This window comes from Rudaea cellulosilytica DSM 22992 (assembly GCF_000378125.1).
GTDB classification, from domain to species: Bacteria; Pseudomonadota; Gammaproteobacteria; order Xanthomonadales; family Rhodanobacteraceae; genus Rudaea; species Rudaea cellulosilytica.
This window is the reverse complement of sequence record NZ_KB899241.1, coordinates 1,286,355-1,302,099: the sequence shown is the minus strand read 5'-3', so window position 1 is coordinate 1,302,099 and position 15,745 is coordinate 1,286,355. Positions and strand designations below refer to the sequence as shown.

14 protein-coding genes are annotated in these 15,745 nt (G+C 65.7%); 8 read left to right on the top strand and 6 right to left on the bottom strand.

Features of this window, described 5'->3' with window-relative positions; genetic code table 11:
- Window positions 1-33 precede the first annotated feature (33 nt).
- From F455_RS0105760 to F455_RS0105750, 3 genes are read left to right on the top strand one after another with little or no spacing between them, the layout of a single operon-like run.
- A complete protein-coding gene (locus F455_RS0105760; protein ID WP_018972325.1) occupies window positions 34-786 on the top strand; it encodes a tetratricopeptide repeat protein in 753 nt (250 codons plus the stop codon).
- A gap of 34 nt (window positions 787-820) precedes the next feature.
- Window positions 821-2,011 (top strand): acyltransferase family protein, encoded by a 1,191-nt coding sequence (locus F455_RS19905; RefSeq protein ID WP_051084129.1) that lies wholly within the window; start codon window positions 821-823, stop codon window positions 2,009-2,011.
- Between the two features lie 9 nt (window positions 2,012-2,020).
- Entirely contained in the window at window positions 2,021-4,234 is a 2,214-nt protein-coding gene (locus F455_RS0105750; RefSeq protein ID WP_157578472.1) for an NHL repeat-containing protein, read from the top strand.
- Here F455_RS0105750 and F455_RS0105745 read toward each other — a convergent pair.
- On the bottom strand, window positions 4,231-5,115 hold the full coding sequence (locus F455_RS0105745) for an LpxL/LpxP family acyltransferase (protein ID WP_018972322.1): 885 nt from the start codon (window positions 5,113-5,115) through the stop codon (window positions 4,231-4,233). The two genes, F455_RS0105750 and F455_RS0105745, sit on opposite strands and share 4 nt — an antisense overlap.
- Window positions 5,116-5,245: 130 nt before the next feature.
- On the opposite strand from F455_RS0105745, the gene dtd reads away from it, so the two are divergent.
- Both dtd and rpoD read left to right on the top strand, forming a co-directional pair.
- Window positions 5,246-5,686, top strand: a complete 441-nt coding sequence (gene dtd / locus F455_RS0105740) for a D-aminoacyl-tRNA deacylase (protein WP_018972321.1) — start codon at window positions 5,246-5,248, stop codon at window positions 5,684-5,686.
- 154 nt (window positions 5,687-5,840) lie between these two features.
- Window positions 5,841-7,697: an RNA polymerase sigma factor RpoD gene (rpoD, locus tag F455_RS0105735; RefSeq protein ID WP_018972320.1), complete on the top strand. Its 1,857-nt coding sequence runs from the start codon at window positions 5,841-5,843 to the stop codon at window positions 7,695-7,697.
- Between the two features lie 61 nt (window positions 7,698-7,758).
- On the opposite strand, the gene F455_RS0105730 is transcribed toward rpoD, so the two are convergent.
- Both F455_RS0105730 and F455_RS0105725 read right to left on the bottom strand, forming a co-directional pair.
- A complete protein-coding gene (locus tag F455_RS0105730; protein ID WP_018972319.1) occupies window positions 7,759-9,153 on the bottom strand; it encodes a sensor histidine kinase in 1,395 nt (464 codons plus the stop codon).
- Between the two features lie 232 nt (window positions 9,154-9,385).
- Complete coding sequence (locus F455_RS0105725) at window positions 9,386-10,048, bottom strand: response regulator (protein ID WP_018972318.1); 663 nt, start codon at window positions 10,046-10,048, stop codon at window positions 9,386-9,388.
- Between the two features lie 160 nt (window positions 10,049-10,208).
- Here F455_RS0105725 and argS point away from each other — a divergent pair, with 160 nt between their 5' ends.
- Window positions 10,209-11,897, top strand: a complete 1,689-nt coding sequence (argS, locus tag F455_RS0105720) for an arginine--tRNA ligase (protein ID WP_018972317.1) — start codon at window positions 10,209-10,211, stop codon at window positions 11,895-11,897.
- Window positions 11,897-12,547, top strand: coding sequence for an SPOR domain-containing protein (locus F455_RS0105715; protein ID WP_018972316.1), 651 nt, complete (start codon window positions 11,897-11,899; stop codon window positions 12,545-12,547). The genes argS and F455_RS0105715 overlap by 1 nt, the downstream gene beginning before the upstream one ends.
- Window positions 12,548-12,580: 33 nt before the next feature.
- Here F455_RS0105715 and hemL read toward each other — a convergent pair whose 3' ends face one another.
- Both hemL and thiE read right to left on the bottom strand, forming a co-directional pair.
- Entirely contained in the window at window positions 12,581-13,867 is a 1,287-nt protein-coding gene (gene hemL, locus F455_RS0105710; protein WP_018972315.1) for a glutamate-1-semialdehyde 2,1-aminomutase, read from the bottom strand.
- 13 nt (window positions 13,868-13,880) lie between these two features.
- Window positions 13,881-14,501, bottom strand: coding sequence for a thiamine phosphate synthase (gene thiE / locus F455_RS0105705; RefSeq protein WP_018972314.1), 621 nt, complete (start codon window positions 14,499-14,501; stop codon window positions 13,881-13,883).
- Window positions 14,502-14,620: 119 nt separating this feature from the next.
- Between thiE and F455_RS0105700 the strand changes: the two genes are divergently transcribed.
- On the top strand, window positions 14,621-14,818 hold the full coding sequence (locus F455_RS0105700) for a rubredoxin (protein WP_051084128.1): 198 nt from the start codon (window positions 14,621-14,623) through the stop codon (window positions 14,816-14,818).
- Window positions 14,819-14,859: 41 nt separating this feature from the next.
- Here F455_RS0105700 and F455_RS0105695 read toward each other — a convergent pair whose 3' ends face one another.
- Window positions 14,860-15,696, bottom strand: coding sequence for a SirB1 family protein (locus F455_RS0105695; protein ID WP_018972312.1), 837 nt, complete (start codon window positions 15,694-15,696; stop codon window positions 14,860-14,862).
- Window positions 15,697-15,745 lie beyond the last annotated feature (49 nt).

Sequence of the window (15,745 nt, the reverse complement as noted above, 5' to 3'; positions counted from 1 at the left end):
ATTGCGCATCCTCACGCAGGCCGTGGATGCCGCATGCCGATACTCGTCCTCTTTTCGCTCGCCCTGCAGATCGCCTGTGCCGTGCACGCGGTGCGCACGCGCCGCGAGCTTTATTGGATCTGGATCATCCTGATCGGCTCGTATCTCGGCGTGATCATCTACGTGATCGCCAACGTGCTGCCAGACCTGCGCCACGACCCGCGCGCGCGCAAGACCGCGAGCAAGGTGCTCGATACGGTCGCGCCGGAGCGCCGGCGCAAGCAGATCGAGCAGCGCCTCGAACTCGCCGACACCGTCGACAACCGCCGCGCGCTCGCCGAGGAGTGCATCAACCTCGGCGACTTCACCAACGCGGCCGAGCTGTACCGCTCGATCCTGAGGGGTATCAACGCGAATGACATCGGTTTCTCGATCGGCCTCGCGCGCGCGCAGGTGGGCCTTGATGATTTCGCCGGCGCGAAGGAGACTCTCGACAGGCTCTACGCCGCGCATCCGCAGCTGCGCTCGAACGATGCCGACCTTCTGCGCGCCCGAATCGACGAGGCGCTCGGCGATCCCGACGCCGCGCTCGCACGCTATCGCGACCTGGCGACGAGCTATCCGGGCGAGGAGGCGCGCTACCGCTACGCCACGCTGCTCGTGCAGCGCTCGCGCTTCCGCGAGGCGCGCGAGGTGTTCAACGACATGCTCAAGCGCGCGAAAGTCTCGCCGAGTTATTACCGGCGCAAGGAAGCGCGCTGGCTCGACGCGGCCAAGCGTGACCTAGCCAGCCTTGGGCCGGGTTGACGCCGCGCCGTCCGCCCCTCCGGAATCCACATCCTTGAATACCCATCTTCCTTTGCCGGGCGCGGCGGCGGCCGACCGCAACCGCGGCATCGACGCGCTGCGCGGCATGTCCATCCTGTTCGTCGTTGCCCACCATTTCGCGATTCGCATTCCGCTGACCAAGACCGCACTCGCGGATTTTCTCCCGCCTTGGTTCCTGAAGGGCCTGATCTACAACGGCGCCGAATCGGTGGCGATCTTCTTCGTGATTTCCGGCTTCCTGATCACTCGTCGCTCGCTGACCCGCTGGGGAGACTTGAGCGCGCTATCCGCGCCGCAGTTCTATCTGCAGCGCGCCTCGCGCATCCTGCCGACGCTGTTCCTGGTGGTCGCGCTGCTGAGCGCGCTGCATCTCGCCGGCGTGCCCTACTACGTCATCGACAAACCGAACCAGTCGCTGGGCGGCGCGATCTTCGCCGCGCTCGGATTCCATGTGAACTGGTACGAGGGCACCACCGGCTATCTGCCCGGCGGCTGGAACGTGATGTGGTCGCTGGCGGTCGAAGAAGTGTTCTATCTGGCGTTCCCTTTGGTCTGCCTGACCTTGGGCAAAGTGCGCTGGATGTTCGTCGCGGTGCTGGCCGCACTCGTGCTGTCGATGCCGTTTGTGCGCATGGCATTGCATGACGCGGGCGGCGGCATCTGGTACGAGGAGGCGTACTTGCCCGGCATGTCTGCGATCGCGCTCGGCGTGCTCGCGGCGATGTTCGCCACGCGCATCGCCGCGCCGCCGCGCTGGCTGGCGTCGGCTTTGTGCGCGCTTGGCGGCGTCGGCCTTTGCGCGGTCTTCTTCGCCGGTACGCCGCTGTGGAAGGCAATCGGTGAGTACAACGTCTGGTTGCTGATCGGCAGCGCCGCGAGCCTGATCCTCGGCCTGCATTGGCAGGCGGCTGCGGCGACACCGTGGCGACTGCGCGGCCTTGGCTGGCTGCGTTCTTGCGGCAGACTCAGCTATGAGATTTATCTTTTCCACATGTTCGTCGTGTTCGCCCTCGTTGCGGTTTTCCGCAGCGGCGGATTCGATATGCGCTGGGGCTTCCTCTGGTACGTGCCGGCATTGGTGCTGGCCTGGCTGCTCGGCCTCGCGGTCGCGCGCGGATTCTCGCAGCCGTGCGAGCGCTGGCTGCGGCGCCGTTTCGGCCACGCTGTGATGCAGCCCTTCGTCGCGCAGACCGCGCCGGGCTGATCCTCTCTCATGACGCTTCGATTTCGCCCGCCGCGGCGCGGCTTGCTCCTGTTTTGTGCCGCGGGTGTTGCCGCATTGTCCACTTTTATACTTTTTCAGCAACGTAAGCCAGCTCCGCAGCCGGCGCCTCCGGCGCGCGTGCTAGCGCCGGCGGGCCCGGCGGCGACGGCTCTCGGCTGGAGCGCGCGCATCGCCCTCGTCTCGGGCGACGGCGTAGCCGGACTGCGCGACGGATCCGCTGCGCAGGCACGCTGGTCCGATCCGTGGGGCATCGCGGTCGATGCGCACGGCGTGAGCTACGTCGCCGATGCGGGCGAAAACAATCGCATCCGCCGCATCGCTGCCGACGGCGTCGTCTCGACCCTGGCAGGTGGCCGCGAGGGTTTCGCCGACGGCGTCGGCGCAGCGGCGGCATTCAACACGCCCTCGGGTCTCACCCTCGACAACGCCGGCAACCTCTACGTCGCCGACACGGGCAACCACGCAATCCGCAAGATCACGCCGCAAGGCGTAGTGACGACGCTCGCCGGCACCGGCACGGCCGGTTATCGCGACGGCGCGGCCGCGCAAGCGCAGTTCGACGCGCCGATCGGCGTCGCGGTCGACAACGCCGGCAAGGTCTATGTCGCCGATACCTACAACGACCGCATCCGCGTGATCGGCACCGATGGCATTGTCGCCACGCTGGCTGGCGCCGGCGCCCCGGGCTATGGCGACGGCGTCGGCACCGAGGCGAGTTTCGATACCCCGTGCGCGGTCGCGATCGACAAATCGGGCACGCTCTGGGTGGCCGACACCGGCAACGGCGCGATCCGCCGTGTTGCGAGTGATGGCAAGGTCGGTACCTTCGCGCGCGCGACGATGCTCGACGACAAGCCGCTGCTGCGCCGACCGCTGAGCCTCGCGTTGACTCACGACGGGTTTCTTTATGTCGGCGACATGGCGCACGGTCGGGTGCTGCAGTTCGCGCCCGATGCGCAGATGGCGGTGCTGACCGGCGCGGACGGCGACGGCGACCGCTTCGTCCGACCGGCCGGCATCGCGCTCGACGCGGCCGGCGTACTACAGCTGACCGACGCCGCGAGCCATCGCGTGCACGAGATTCGTCCCGCAGCGGCCACGCCGACCGTGCAATCGCCGGAGCCGATCGGTCCCGCGCCCGATGCGCCGCCGCCCGACACGGGCGGACGCTGGCCGGTGCGACCGCAGAACGTGCGTCACGAAATCGTCGGCACGGTCGGCGAAGCACGCGGCGCCTATCACGGTGACGCGCTCGATCATCTGCACGATGGCCTCGACATCCACAACAATGTCGGCGCCGCGGTGCTCGCGATCACCGATGCCAAAATCGAAGACCCGCTGCCGACCTGGGGTGTCGACGAGCTGCGTGAAGGCCTCAGCCTCGACGCGCTGAGCTACATCCACATGCGCGTCGGGCGCAACATCAAGGACGCAGAACTCGATGCAACGCGCTTCCAATTGTTGCGCGACGAAACCGGCGCCCTCTATCGCGTGCGTGTGCGCCGTGGCACGCGCTTCAACGCGGGCGATGTGCTCGGCACGACCAACGCGATGGCGCACGTGCACCTGACCTGGGGTGATTGGGGCTACACGCGCAACGCGATCGCGCTCGGCTTCAAGGACTTCGCCGACCGCGTGCCGCCAAGCATCGACAGCGTGCAGGTCGAGGACGCCAACGGCAAGGCGTTCTCACGAAAACAACGCGGGCGATTGGTCGTACCGCGCGATGCACACGGCGTCGCAATCGTGGTCGAGGCTTGGGACCAAGTCGACGGCAACGAGGCGCGCCGACGCCTGGGCCTGCATTCGCTCGGTTACCAGATTCTCGCCAAGGACGGCAGTCCCGCGCCCGGATTCGAACAGCCGCACATGACCCTGGTTTTCGACCGCATTCCCGCCGACAGCGCCGCGACCAAGGTCGCCTACGCGGCGAAAAGCGGCATCACCGTCTACGGCAGCGCGGCCACGCGATTCCGTTATGTCGTCACCAACAACGTGCGCGACGGAAAGTTCGCGGCCGGATCGTGGCAAACCGATCAGTTGCCCGCGGGCGACTACACCGTGCGCATCATCGCGAGCGACTACGCGGGCAATATGGCGATAAAGAATCGTGACCTGCCGATTGCCTTGCTGGACCCGGCCGATATCGAACCGCCGAAGCCGGAGCGCAAGGCCTCGCGCGCGAAGAGATCCAGCCGTTAGCGCGCTTCGACGTCTGCCGGCGGCTGTGCCGAGAACCGCTTGTAGTGCCACTGGTATTGATGCGGCGCGAGGCGAATGCAGTTCTCGACACCGCGATTGAGCGCGGCGACGGCAGCAGGCAAATCGGGATCGGCGATGCCCTCGGGCGCCGGCAGAATGTGCAGCACATAGCCTGCGCCATGCGGCAGGCGCTCGGCGAAGGCGAACAGCACGCTCGCGCCGGTGCGCTGGGCGAGGCGCGAGAGCAACACCATGGTCAGCGCCGGGCGGCCGAAGAACGGTGCGAATTCGCCTTCGCCTTGCTTGGGTTCCTGATCGGGCAGGATGCCGACCACGCCGCCCGCGGCAAGTCGCTTGAACAAGCTGCGCACGCCGGCCGCGCCCTCGGCGCGCACCTGCTCCGCCGACAGACCGCCGCGCGCGCGGATCAGCAAGGGTTCGAGCTCGGCCTGTCGCGGCGGGCGGTAGGCGATCGCGATATGCGTGCGGCTGCACAGCCAGTAGTTGAGCAATTCGAAGCAGCCCAGGTGCGGCGCGGCGACAAGCAGGCCGCGCTTGGCCGCCAGCGCCGCATCGAACAGCTCGCCGCCGCGTACTTCGCGCACCAGGGCAAGCGTGCGTGTCGGATCGCCGGTCCAGATCTTCGCGATCTCGAAGAAGGACTTGCCCGCCTCGGCCAACGCCACACGTAAGAAATGACTCCTTTCCTCGCCAAACGTCGTATTGATTCGGGAGAGGGTGTGCTCGGCCTTGCGTCGCATCGGGTTGTCGGTGCGGGCGAGCAGCCAGCCGAATCCAGCGCCGAGGGCGTGCAGGATACGCAACGGCAGCCGGCCAAGCAGGCGCAGCAGGCCGTAGATGATCCAGATGTACCAACGCATGCGGGGGAAAGCGTGGAAAAAGCCGATTGTAGCCGGACGCTACCCGAGCCGTCGGGGTTGACGGCGCGTTGCCGGCTCGCGAGCATCGCCACTGCGTCCCCTGCCGCGGCAAGCACCGCATCGGAAACCCATGATCGCCCTGATCCAGCGCGTCGTCGAAGCGCGTGTGGACGTCGACAACGAAACCATCGGTCGCATCGGGCCGGGACTGCTGGCGCTGGTTGGCGTGCAGCCCGGCGATGGCGAGACCCAGACCCAGCGCCTGCTCGAACGCCTGCTCGGTTACCGCGTATTCGCCGACGCCGACGGGAAAATGAATCTCTCGCTGGCGCAGGCCGGGGGTGGATTGTTGCTCGTCTCCCAATTCACCCTCGCCGCGGACACGCGCTCGGGCATGCGGCCGGGCTTTTCCACCGCGGCCACGCCCGCCGAAGGGGAACATTGGTTCAAGCGCCTGGTCGAATTGGCAAAAATCCGCCATTCGCCAGTGGAAATCGGTCGTTTCGGTGCCCATATGAAGGTCAGTCTCGTCAACGACGGACCGGTGACGTTTTGGTTGGAGGCGCGCTAGCCGTGCCGGGAATCGTCGCCTGTGGTCCCGCGACGTCGATTGGCCCTGCTTTTGCTTGTCATTTCAAGCCATTCCGCCGCCCAATTCGCGATTCCCGGTCTTCCTTGACACCCCTCCTATACTTTCCAGTCTTTGATCCTGAGCCGTAGATTCCATGAACGCAGAAACCCGCAGCCAGCAACAGTCCGAAATCAAGACCCTGATCATCAAGGGCAAGGAACAAGGGTTCCTGACCTACGCCGAGGTCAACGATCACCTGCCCGACGACATCGTCGATCCGGAGCAGATCGAAGACATCATCGGCATGATCAACGACATGGGCATCGAGGTGCACGAGGTCGCGCCGGAAGGCGATACGATCCTGCCCGACGCGCCGGTGGCAACGGACGACGAAACCGCGACCGAGGAAGCGGTGGCCGTGCTGTCCGCAGTCGACGCCGAAGTCGGCCGCACGACCGATCCGGTGCGCATGTACATGCGCGAGATGGGCACGGTCGAACTGCTCACGCGCGAAGGCGAAATCGCGATCGCCAAGCGCATCGAGGAGGGCTTGGGCCAGGTCCAGTCCTCGCTCGCCAGCTTTCCGTGGTCGATCCAGCTGCTCGTCGAGGAATACGACCAGCACACCGAAGGCCGCAAGCGCCTGTCCGAGGTGCTGACCGGCTTTGTCGATCTCGAGGTGCCCGGACTCGAAGTCAACGAGGAGATGCTCGAAGTCGAGGAAGCCGGTGCCGCGGGCAAGGACGACGACGAGGAAGAAACCGAAGGCGGCGAAGAAGCCGGCCCCGGCGAGACCGGTCCCGATCCGGCCGAAGTGACGCGGCGCATGGAAGAACTGCGCGCGCTCTACCTCAAGTTCCAGAAGAGCGCGGCCAAGGTCGGCACCGAGGACAAGAAGACGCAGAAGATCCGCGACCAGATGGCCGAGGCATTCCTCAAGCTCAAGCTGCCGTCGATCATGATCGACGCCTTCGTGCGCAAGCTGCGCGAGGTGGTCGCTCTGGTCCGCCAGCACGAGCGCGTGATCATGGACATCTGCATCAAGCAGGCGCACATGCCGCGCAAGGATTTCATCAAGGCGTTCCCGTCGAACGAGACCAACCCGAAGTTCGCCGACGACATCATCCGCAAGAAGCAGAAGTGGGCCTCGTCGATCAAGGCGCACAAGGAAGACATCCTCGCCGAGCAGGAAAAACTCGTCGCGCTGGAAAAGACCCTGTTCCTCTCGCTCGCCGACGTCAAGGAAATCAACCGCGCCATGTCGATCGGCGAGGCCAAGGCGCGCCGCGCGAAGAAGGAGATGGTCGAGGCCAACCTGCGCCTGGTCATCTCGATCGCGAAGAAGTACACCAACCGTGGCCTGCAGTTCCTCGACCTGATCCAGGAAGGCAACATCGGCCTGATGAAGGCGGTCGACAAGTTCGAATACCGCCGCGGTTACAAGTTCAGTACCTATGCGACCTGGTGGATCCGCCAGGCGATCACGCGCTCGATCGCCGACCAGGCGCGCACGATCCGCATCCCGGTGCACATGATCGAAACGATCAACAAGCTCAACCGCATCAGCCGCCAGATGCTGCAGGAAATGGGCCGCGAACCGACGCCGGAAGAGCTGGCCGTGAAGATGGAGATGCCCGAGGACAAGATCCGCAAGGTGCTCAAGATCGCCAAGGAACCGATCTCGATGGAAACGCCGATCGGCGACGACGAAGATTCCCATTTGGGCGACTTCATCGAAGACACCAGCATCGAATCGCCGGTCGACGCGGCCACGGGCACCGGCCTGCACGAAACCGTGCGCGACGTGCTCGGCGGCCTGACCCCGCGCGAGGCCAAGGTGCTGCGCATGCGCTTCGGCATCGACATGAATACCGACCACACGCTCGAAGAGGTCGGCAAGCAGTTCGACGTCACGCGCGAGCGCATCCGCCAGATCGAAGCGAAGGCGCTGCGCAAGCTGCGCCATCCGAGCCGCTCGGAACAGCTGCGCTCGTTCCTCGATCTCGAATAAGACATTCGTTCAGCTGTGCAAGAAGAGGCCGCGTTGCGGCCTTTTCTTTTTTGCGCGTCGTTCAGGCGCCGCTCGCGGCGAACATCACGCGCACGCGTGTGCCGCGCCCACCGGCCGCGCTCGTGAGCGTTACCGCAGCGCCGTGCGCGCGCGCGATTTCCTCGACTATCGCGAGGCCGAGGCCGTTGCCCTCGCGCTCGCCGGCGACACGGTAGAAGCGCTCGAACACACGTACGCGTTCGGATTCGGGAATGCCGGGACCGTCGTCCTCGACTTCGAGAAATACCTGACGCAACTCGGAAACCGTTGCGCAACGCACGGTGACGCTGCCTCCGGCCGGCGTGTAGGTCAGCGCATTGTCGATCAGGTTGGCGAGCAATTCGCGCAGCAGCCAGTCGCTGGCCTGCGTAGGCGCAGGCTCGGCCTCGAGCCCCAGATCGATGTGCGCGGCGAGCGCGCGATCGAAATGCGCGGCGACGCCGTCCTTGGCGAGATCGGCGAGATCGAGTGTGCGGAAGTCCCCACCCGGATTTGCTGCCGGCTCCGCGCGCGCGAGCGCGAGCAACTGGTTCGCCGTATGGCCGAGCCGCTGCATGCCTGCATGCAGGCGCGCAACGCGTTCGCGCAGGGCCGGATCGCTCGCACCCTGCTCGCGCAGATCGTTCGACAGCAATTCGAGCTGCGCCTGCAGACCGGCCAGCGGCGTGCGCAGTTGATGCGCGGCGTTGGCGAGGAAGCGATGCTGCGCATTCGCCGCCTCGGCGACGGTCGCGAACAGGCGATTGAGCGCCTGGGTCAGCGGACGCACCTCGCCGGGCACCTGCGATTCGTCGAGCGCGGCCAGATCGCGCGCGGAACGGCGTGCGATCTGATCGCGCAGCGCCAGCAGCGGCTGCAGACCCGCGCGTACGCCGACCCAAACCAGCAGCAGAGTGCCGAGCAATTGCGCCAGATCGCTCGCGACGATGAAGCTCAGCATGCTGTGCAAGGCCTCGCGGCGCTTGTTCGTCGTCTCGGCGATGCTGACCGCGATGGTGCCGCTGGCATTCGTCAGGCGGTAAGTGGCCACGCGCACCGGCGCATCGCGATATGCCGCATCGGCGAACGAAGGATTGTCGCTGCCCGGAGGTGCCACCGGCAGGCCTGCATCGCCGGCGACAAATTCGCCGTCGGCACCGAGCACGAGGTAGTAGATCTCGTCGTGGTTGTCGGCGCGAAGTACGGCGATCGCCTGGTCGGAAAGTTCCGATTTCACCTGGCCGTCGGTGCCGATGTCGAGGTGGGCGATCACGGCGACGATCGAACTCGCCAGCACCTGATCGTAGGCGGCGTGCATCGGCGTCGCGGTCGAGTAGTAGTCGATCAGCACGCCGGCCGCGAGCAGCAGCGCGAGCGGCGCCGACAGCAGCAGGAGCAGGCGACGGCGGACCGAGAACGTGCGCGCGGCTGCGGCCATAAGAACCTGTCCTCAAAGCGTAGCGAGCGAAGAACCGATTTTATCCAACATCGGGCGCGTCACCGGAGCGCAGGAACCGGAGTGTACATAGAAGTACATGAGGATTACTCGTCGCGTCCGCGACTCGCCCTTCGTGCATTCGCTGCGCGAATGTTCGCTTCGGCATCCTGCCTGCGCAGTCCGAGCACCGCCGGCGCGCAACATCGAGCGCAGTAGCTTTGGGGACAGGTTCTCAGGATTCGTCGAGCCGGTAGCCCAACCCGCGCACGGTACGGATCGACACTGTATCGCCGAGCTTGCCGCGCAGGCGCGAGACATAGACCTCTACTGCATTCGTCGTGATGTCGTCGCTCCAGCTCGACACCGCTTGTTGCAGGCGCTCCTTGTGCACGACCTGGCCGACGTGCAGCGCTAGGCATTCAAGCACGGCCCACTCGCGCGGGGTCAGCTCGAGCGGCTGGCCGTCGATGCGCGCTTCGCGCCGCGGCAGATCCATGTGCAGGCCGCCGGCGCTGAGTTGGGGATTGCCCGCCGCCTTGCTGCGCCGGATCAACGCACGGCAGCGCGCGGCGAGCTCGGGTACGGCGAAAGGCTTGACCAGATAGTCGTCGCCGCCGATGTCGAGCGCGTTGACGCGGTCGGCGAGGCCATCGCGCGCGGTCACGATCAGTACCGGCACCGCGCTATTCGCGCGGCGCACGCGGCGCACCAGTTCGAAGCCGTCCATGCCGGGCAGGCCGAGGTCGACGAGGAGCAAATCGAACGTCTCCTGCTGCATGGCCGCCTCGGCCAGCTCGGCACTGGCGACACGATCGACGGCGAAGCCGCTCTGGATCAGGCCGCGCAGCATCGCATCAGCCACGAGGGCGTCGTCTTCGACTACCAGGATGCGCATACAGGCCTTCTCACACAGGGTCTAGGCAACGGCAAATTCCGTCGCAAACATGACTATACGGGGCGGAAAGCGGGGAGCGTTAGCGCCAGGGCGATCGAACCGCGCGCAAACGGCCTTGGAACCGTACAATAGAGGGCGCTGACAAATGCCCCGATTTCAAGTGAAAGACCAACTCCGCACCCTGATCGAGCAGGCGCTGGACGGCCTGCGCAGCGCCGGCACGCTGCCGGCCGACGCCAGTGCTGCCTTCGTCCTCGAACGCACCAAGAGCCGCGAGCACGGCGATTTCGCCACGAACGCGGCACTCGCACTGGCCAAGCCCGCACGCACGAACCCGCGTGCGCTCGCGCAAGCGCTCGTGGCGGCGCTGCCGCAAAATTCGCTCGTCGAAAAAGTCGAGATCGCGGGACCGGGCTTCATCAATTTCTTCCTCAGCCCGGCGGCATATCACGAGGAAGTGCGGCGCGTGTTCGCCGAAGCCGCGCAGTACGGGCGCAGCACGATCGGCGCGAACAAAAAGACCCAGATCGAGTTCGTCTCGGCCAACCCGACCGGGCCGCTGCACATCGGCCATGGCCGCGGCGCGGTGGTCGGCGACTGCCTCGCGCGCGTGCTCGAGGCGACCGGTTCGGACGTCGGACGCGAGTTCTACTACAACGATGCCGGCGCGCAGATCGACAACCTCGCCAAATCGGTGCAGGCGCGCGCGCTCGGCATCGACGTCGACGATCCGCGCTGGCCTGCGGACGGCTATCGGGGTGACTACATCAAGGACGTCGCCGCCGCATTCCTCGCACGCGAGGTCGCGCATGCGGACGGGCGCGACGTGCCCGCGACGGGCGATGCAAACGATCTCGACGCGATCCGCCGCTTTGCCGTCGCCTACCTGCGTCATGAACAGGATCTCGACCTGCAGGCGTTCGGCGTCGCGCCGTTCGACACCTACTACCTCGAATCCTCGCTGTACACCGACGGCTCGGTCGAACGCACCGCGCAGGAACTGGTCAAGCATGGCCACACCTTCGAGCAGGACGGCGCGCTGTGGTTGCGCACGACCGATTTCGGCGACGACAAAGACCGGGTCATGCGCAAGTCGGACGGTACCTACACCTACTTCCTGCCCGACGTCGCCTACCACGTGAGCAAATGGAATCGTGGCTACCGGCGCGTGATCAACGAGCATGGCAGCGACCATCACTCGACGCTGATGCGGGTGAAGGCCGGCCTGCAGGCGCTCGACATGGGCATTCCGAAAAACTGGCCGGAATACGTGCTGCACCAGATGGTCACGGTGATGCGCGGTGGCGAGGAGGTGAAGATCTCCAAGCGCGCCGGCAGCTACGTCACCCTGCGCGACCTCGTCGACGAGGTCGGCCGCGATGCGACGCGCTACTTCCTGATCGCGCGCAAGTCCGATTCGCAGATGGTGTTCGACATCGACCTCGCGCGTTCGCAGTCGAACGACAATCCGGTCTACTACATCCAGTACGCGCATGCGCGCGTGTGCAGCGTGCTGCGCCAGCTCGACGAGCGCGGCCTGGCGTGGAACCGCGACAACGGCCTCGCGCAATTGGCCAGGCTCGACAACGAACACGAGAGCGCGCTCATGGCCGAGATCTCGCGCTATCCTGAAGTGGTCGAAGCCGCGGCACTCAATCTCGAACCGCACCTGATCGCAAGTTATCTGCGCGATCTTGCCAACGCGCTGCATACCTACTATCACGCGCATCAATTCATCGTCGAGGATGTCGACCTGCGTGATGCGCGCATCGCACTCGCCGTCGCCGCGCGGCAGGTTCTTGCGAACGGTTTGGATTTGTTGGGCGTGTCCGCCCCGGAGCAGATGTAATGGCCAAACGGAATTCACAGGCATCGCGCAACGGCGACCGCCGGCAGATACCCGCTTGGGCGATGGTGATGCTCGGCGTCGCCCTCGGCGTGGTCGGCTCGGTTGCCGTGCTCTACGGCGGCAAGATCCCGACGCTGCGCGGCGGCAAGAATCTGCCGCAGCCCAATCCCGAGGCGGTCGCGCCGAAGGAATCGGAAAAGGCGCTCGCCGACGATACGGCCAAGGCACCGCCGCCCGCGCCGCCGAAGAGCAATTACGATTTCTACACGACGCTGCCCGAGAAAGAGGTCGTGATCCCCGATGCGGAGCTTTCGGCCAAGGCCAAAGCCGAACAGCAGCGTGCGAAGCAGCAGGCGCAGGCGAATGCGGCGAACCCGAACAACCCGCCAACGCCGACGCCGCCTGCCGCGAGCGGCGGACGCTACATGCTCCAGGTCACCGCAACGAGCGATGCGGCCGCAGCCGACGCGCTGAAAGCCAAACTCACGATGCTCGGCTTCACCGCCAAGGTCTACACGAGTACCGTGGACGGCAAGACTTTGCACCGCGTGCGCCTCGGCCCGTTCTCGACGCCGAGCGAAACCGAATCGTCCAAGCGCGCACTTGCCGAGAACAGCATCAATTCCGTCGCGGTCAAGGAAGCGAATTGAATTCTTCGTTCTCCCATCGGGAGAAAGCCAGCATCATCCCGCCGCCGCGAGCTTGAATGCCGCGCGTGCCGCGTCGAGCGTATCGGCGATGTCCTGTTCGCTGTGCGCGGTCGAAATGAACCCGGCTTCGAACGCCGACGGCGCGAGATAGACGCCGCGATCGAGCATCGTGTGAAAGAAGCGGTTGAACGCAGCGACGTCACAGGCTGTGGCCTGAGTATACGTTTCCACTTTTTCCGCGCTGAAGAACAGTCCGAACATGCCGCAGACGCGATTGACGCTGAACGGCACGCCGGCATCGAGCGCGACCGCGACGAGACCGTCGGTGAGCAGATTGGTCTTGCGTTCGAGTTCCGCGTAGAAACCGGGGGCCTGGATCACTTCGAGCATGGCCAGGCCCGCGGCCATCGCGATCGGATTGCCCGACAGCGTGCCGGCCTGATACACCGGCCCGCTCGGCGCGATTTTCTCCATGATCTCGCGCCGGCCGCCGTAGGCGCCGACCGGCATGCCGCCGCCGATGATCTTGCCGAACGTGGTCAGGTCGGGTGCGATGCCGTATAGCGCCTGCGCGCCGCCGAGCGCGACGCGGAAACCGGTCATCACTTCATCAACGATGAGCAGCGCGCCGTAGCGCGTGCACAGCTCGCGTAGACCCTGCAGATAGCCGGGACGCGGTGGAATGCAATTCATGTTGCCGGCGACGGGCTCGATGATCAGGCCGGCGATCTGCTCGCCGACCTGGGCGAACAGCGCCTTGGCCGCGTCGAGATCGTTGTACGGCAGGGTCAGGGTGAGATCGGCGAGCGCCTTAGGCACACCCGGAGAAGTCGGTACGCCGAGCGTCAGCGCGCCTGAGCCGGCTTTCACCAGGAACGAGTCAGCATGGCCGTGGTAGCAGCCTTCGAACTTGACGATCTTGTCGCGCCCGGTCGCGCCGCGCGCGAGGCGGATCGCCGACATCGTCGCCTCGGTGCCCGAATTGACCATGCGCAGCACTTCGACCGAAGGAATCAGGCGCGTGATCTCCTCGGCCATGCGCACCTCCATCGGGCACGGCGTGCCGAACGAGAGGCCCGCGCGCGCGGCTTCGACGACTGCGGTGCGCACCTTCGGATGGTTGTGGCCGGCGACCATCGGCCCCCACGAGCCGACGTAGTCGATGTAGCGCTTGCCCTCGACGTCCCAAAGATAGGCGCCGTCGGCATGATCGGTAAAGAACGGCTCGCCGCCGACCGACTTGAACGCGCGCACCGGCGAGTTGACGCCGCCCGGCATCAGCGGTTGGGCGCGCTGGAACCAATCGTGATTCGTGATCATGTTTGTCACTTTCTCAACTTGTATACATTGCCGCGTAACGTCGCGCCGCGGCTTCGGGATCGGCTTGCGCGAATATGCCGGAAATCACAGCGAGGAAATCGGCACCCGCGTCGATCAGCGGCCGCGCATTGTCCGGCGTGACGCCGCCGATTGCCACCAACGGCAGGCCGAGCGGCTTCGCCTCGCGCAACATCTCCGGCGTGGCCCGACGCGCGTTCGGCTTGGTCGGCGAGGGGAAGAACGCGCCGAAGGCGAGATAGTCCGCGCCGGCTGCGGCAAGGTGCCGCGCCCGCGCCGGCGAGTCGTAGCACGACACGCCGATGATCGCGCCGGCGCCGAGGCGCGCACGCGCGGCCGCGATATCGCCGTCATCCTCGCCGAGGTGCACGCCGTCGGCGCCTGCGGCGAGCGCAAGCTCGACGTCGTCGTTGACGATGAACGGGATTTCGAAACGCGCACACAGCTCGCGCAGCGCGCGTGCCTCGAACGCGCGGCGCGCCGAGTCGGCGGTCTTGTCGCGATACTGCAGCAGCGCGACGCCACCACGCAGGGCGGCTTTGACCGCGGCGAGGAGGTCGGGCCGCGGGCCGTCAGTGATCGCGTAGAGGCCGCGCCGGGTCAGGTGTGGATGCATGGCGCCTAGTCTACCGTTAGAATTAGGCACTCTTTCGCGCCACCCTTGCGCGCGAAAACCAAAAAATGGCCCTTCCGGCCGCACATCATTTAGAAGCCCCGACTCCGACCATTCCTGCAATGAACGCCGTAGCACAAACTGACGATACCCCCTTCCGCAAATTCATGTGCGTGGTCTGCGGCTGGATCTACGACGAAGCGCAGGGCTGGCCCGACGACGGCATCGAGCCGGGCACGCGCTGGGAAGACATTCCGGAAACCTGGACCTGCCCCGACTGCGGCGTGACCAAGGCCGATTTCGAGATGATGGAAATCTGATTCCGGCACTGCCGCCGGGATGACGTCGATTCTTGTCGACGTCAGTTCACGCGGGGCAGATTCGTGCCGATTTCGGCGACCTGCAGCGCCACCGCATCGACATCGTCCGCTTGCGGCACCAGCGACAGATAGCGGCGCAGATCCTCGCTCGCCGCGCGCACGTGGCCGAGCTTGAGATAGTACTGGCCGCGGTCGCGATACTCGCCCGGCTGATGCGTATCGAGCGTTAGCAACCGGTCGCAGCAGCGCAGCGCCTTTTCCCATTGCTCGCGTTCGGCGTAGACGCCTTTCAGGTTGCGCAGCATGCGCGTAAGGATCGCGCGATGGCTGGCCGGTTCGAGCATGCGCGCGAGACGCGCGTCGTCGATGTCGTGCGTGTCCAGGTGCGTGCGTGCACGACGGCGCAATTCGGCCGCGTCGAGCGAACGGCCTTTCTGGAACGGATCGAGCACGACGATGCCTTCATCCAGCGGCAGGCGCACGAGGAAGTGGCCGGGGAACGAGACGCCTTCCAGCGGCACGTCGAGCCGACGCGCGAGTTCGATCTGCACGACCGCAAGCGAGATCGGATTGCCGAGGCGACGATCGAGCACGTCATTCAGGTAGCTGTTGCGCGGATCGTAGTAATCCTGCTCGTCGCCGGAGAAGCCGAGTTCGTCGAACAGGAAGCCGTTCAGCGTGCGCAACTGCGTCGCCGCGGATTCGGTCGGATCGAGGATCTTGCGCAGGCGCGCGCCGTAGTCCTGCAGCTGCGCCTCGTAGTCGGCCGCGGCCAGCGCCGGATATTCATCCTTGGCGATCAGCAGTGCCGATGAAAACAGCGGGATGTCCTCGTCCTTGGCGCCGCGCAGGGTGGTCCAGGGATTGTCCCTTTGCATGTTTTTATTCTCCAGGGCAGGAGCTTGCCCGATAGTACTCGAAACAAAT

Bases quoted from the DNA above. Each gene is read 5' to 3' on its own strand.
- F455_RS0105725 (WP_018972318.1), bottom strand. From the start codon at position 10,048: ATGCGCATCCTGGTAGTCGAAGACGACGCCCTCGTGGCTGATGCGATG.
- thiE (WP_018972314.1), bottom strand. From the start codon at position 14,501: ATGCATCCACACCTGACCCGGCGCGGCCTCTACGCGATCACTGACGGC.
- F455_RS0105750 (WP_157578472.1), top strand. From the start codon at position 2,021: ATGACGCTTCGATTTCGCCCGCCGCGGCGCGGCTTGCTCCTGTTTTGT.
- F455_RS0105715 (WP_018972316.1), top strand. From the start codon at position 11,897: ATGGCCAAACGGAATTCACAGGCATCGCGCAACGGCGACCGCCGGCAG.
- F455_RS0105730 (WP_018972319.1), bottom strand. From the start codon at position 9,153: ATGGCCGCAGCCGCGCGCACGTTCTCGGTCCGCCGTCGCCTGCTCCTG.
- F455_RS0105745 (WP_018972322.1), bottom strand. From the start codon at position 5,115: ATGCGTTGGTACATCTGGATCATCTACGGCCTGCTGCGCCTGCTTGGC.
- F455_RS0105695 (WP_018972312.1), bottom strand. From the start codon at position 15,696: ATGCAAAGGGACAATCCCTGGACCACCCTGCGCGGCGCCAAGGACGAG.
- F455_RS0105760 (WP_018972325.1), top strand. From the start codon at position 34: ATGCCGATACTCGTCCTCTTTTCGCTCGCCCTGCAGATCGCCTGTGCC.
- rpoD (WP_018972320.1), top strand. From the start codon at position 5,841: ATGAACGCAGAAACCCGCAGCCAGCAACAGTCCGAAATCAAGACCCTG.
- dtd (WP_018972321.1), top strand. From the start codon at position 5,246: ATGATCGCCCTGATCCAGCGCGTCGTCGAAGCGCGTGTGGACGTCGAC.
- F455_RS0105700 (WP_051084128.1), top strand. From the start codon at position 14,621: ATGAACGCCGTAGCACAAACTGACGATACCCCCTTCCGCAAATTCATG.
- hemL (WP_018972315.1), bottom strand. From the start codon at position 13,867: ATGATCACGAATCACGATTGGTTCCAGCGCGCCCAACCGCTGATGCCG.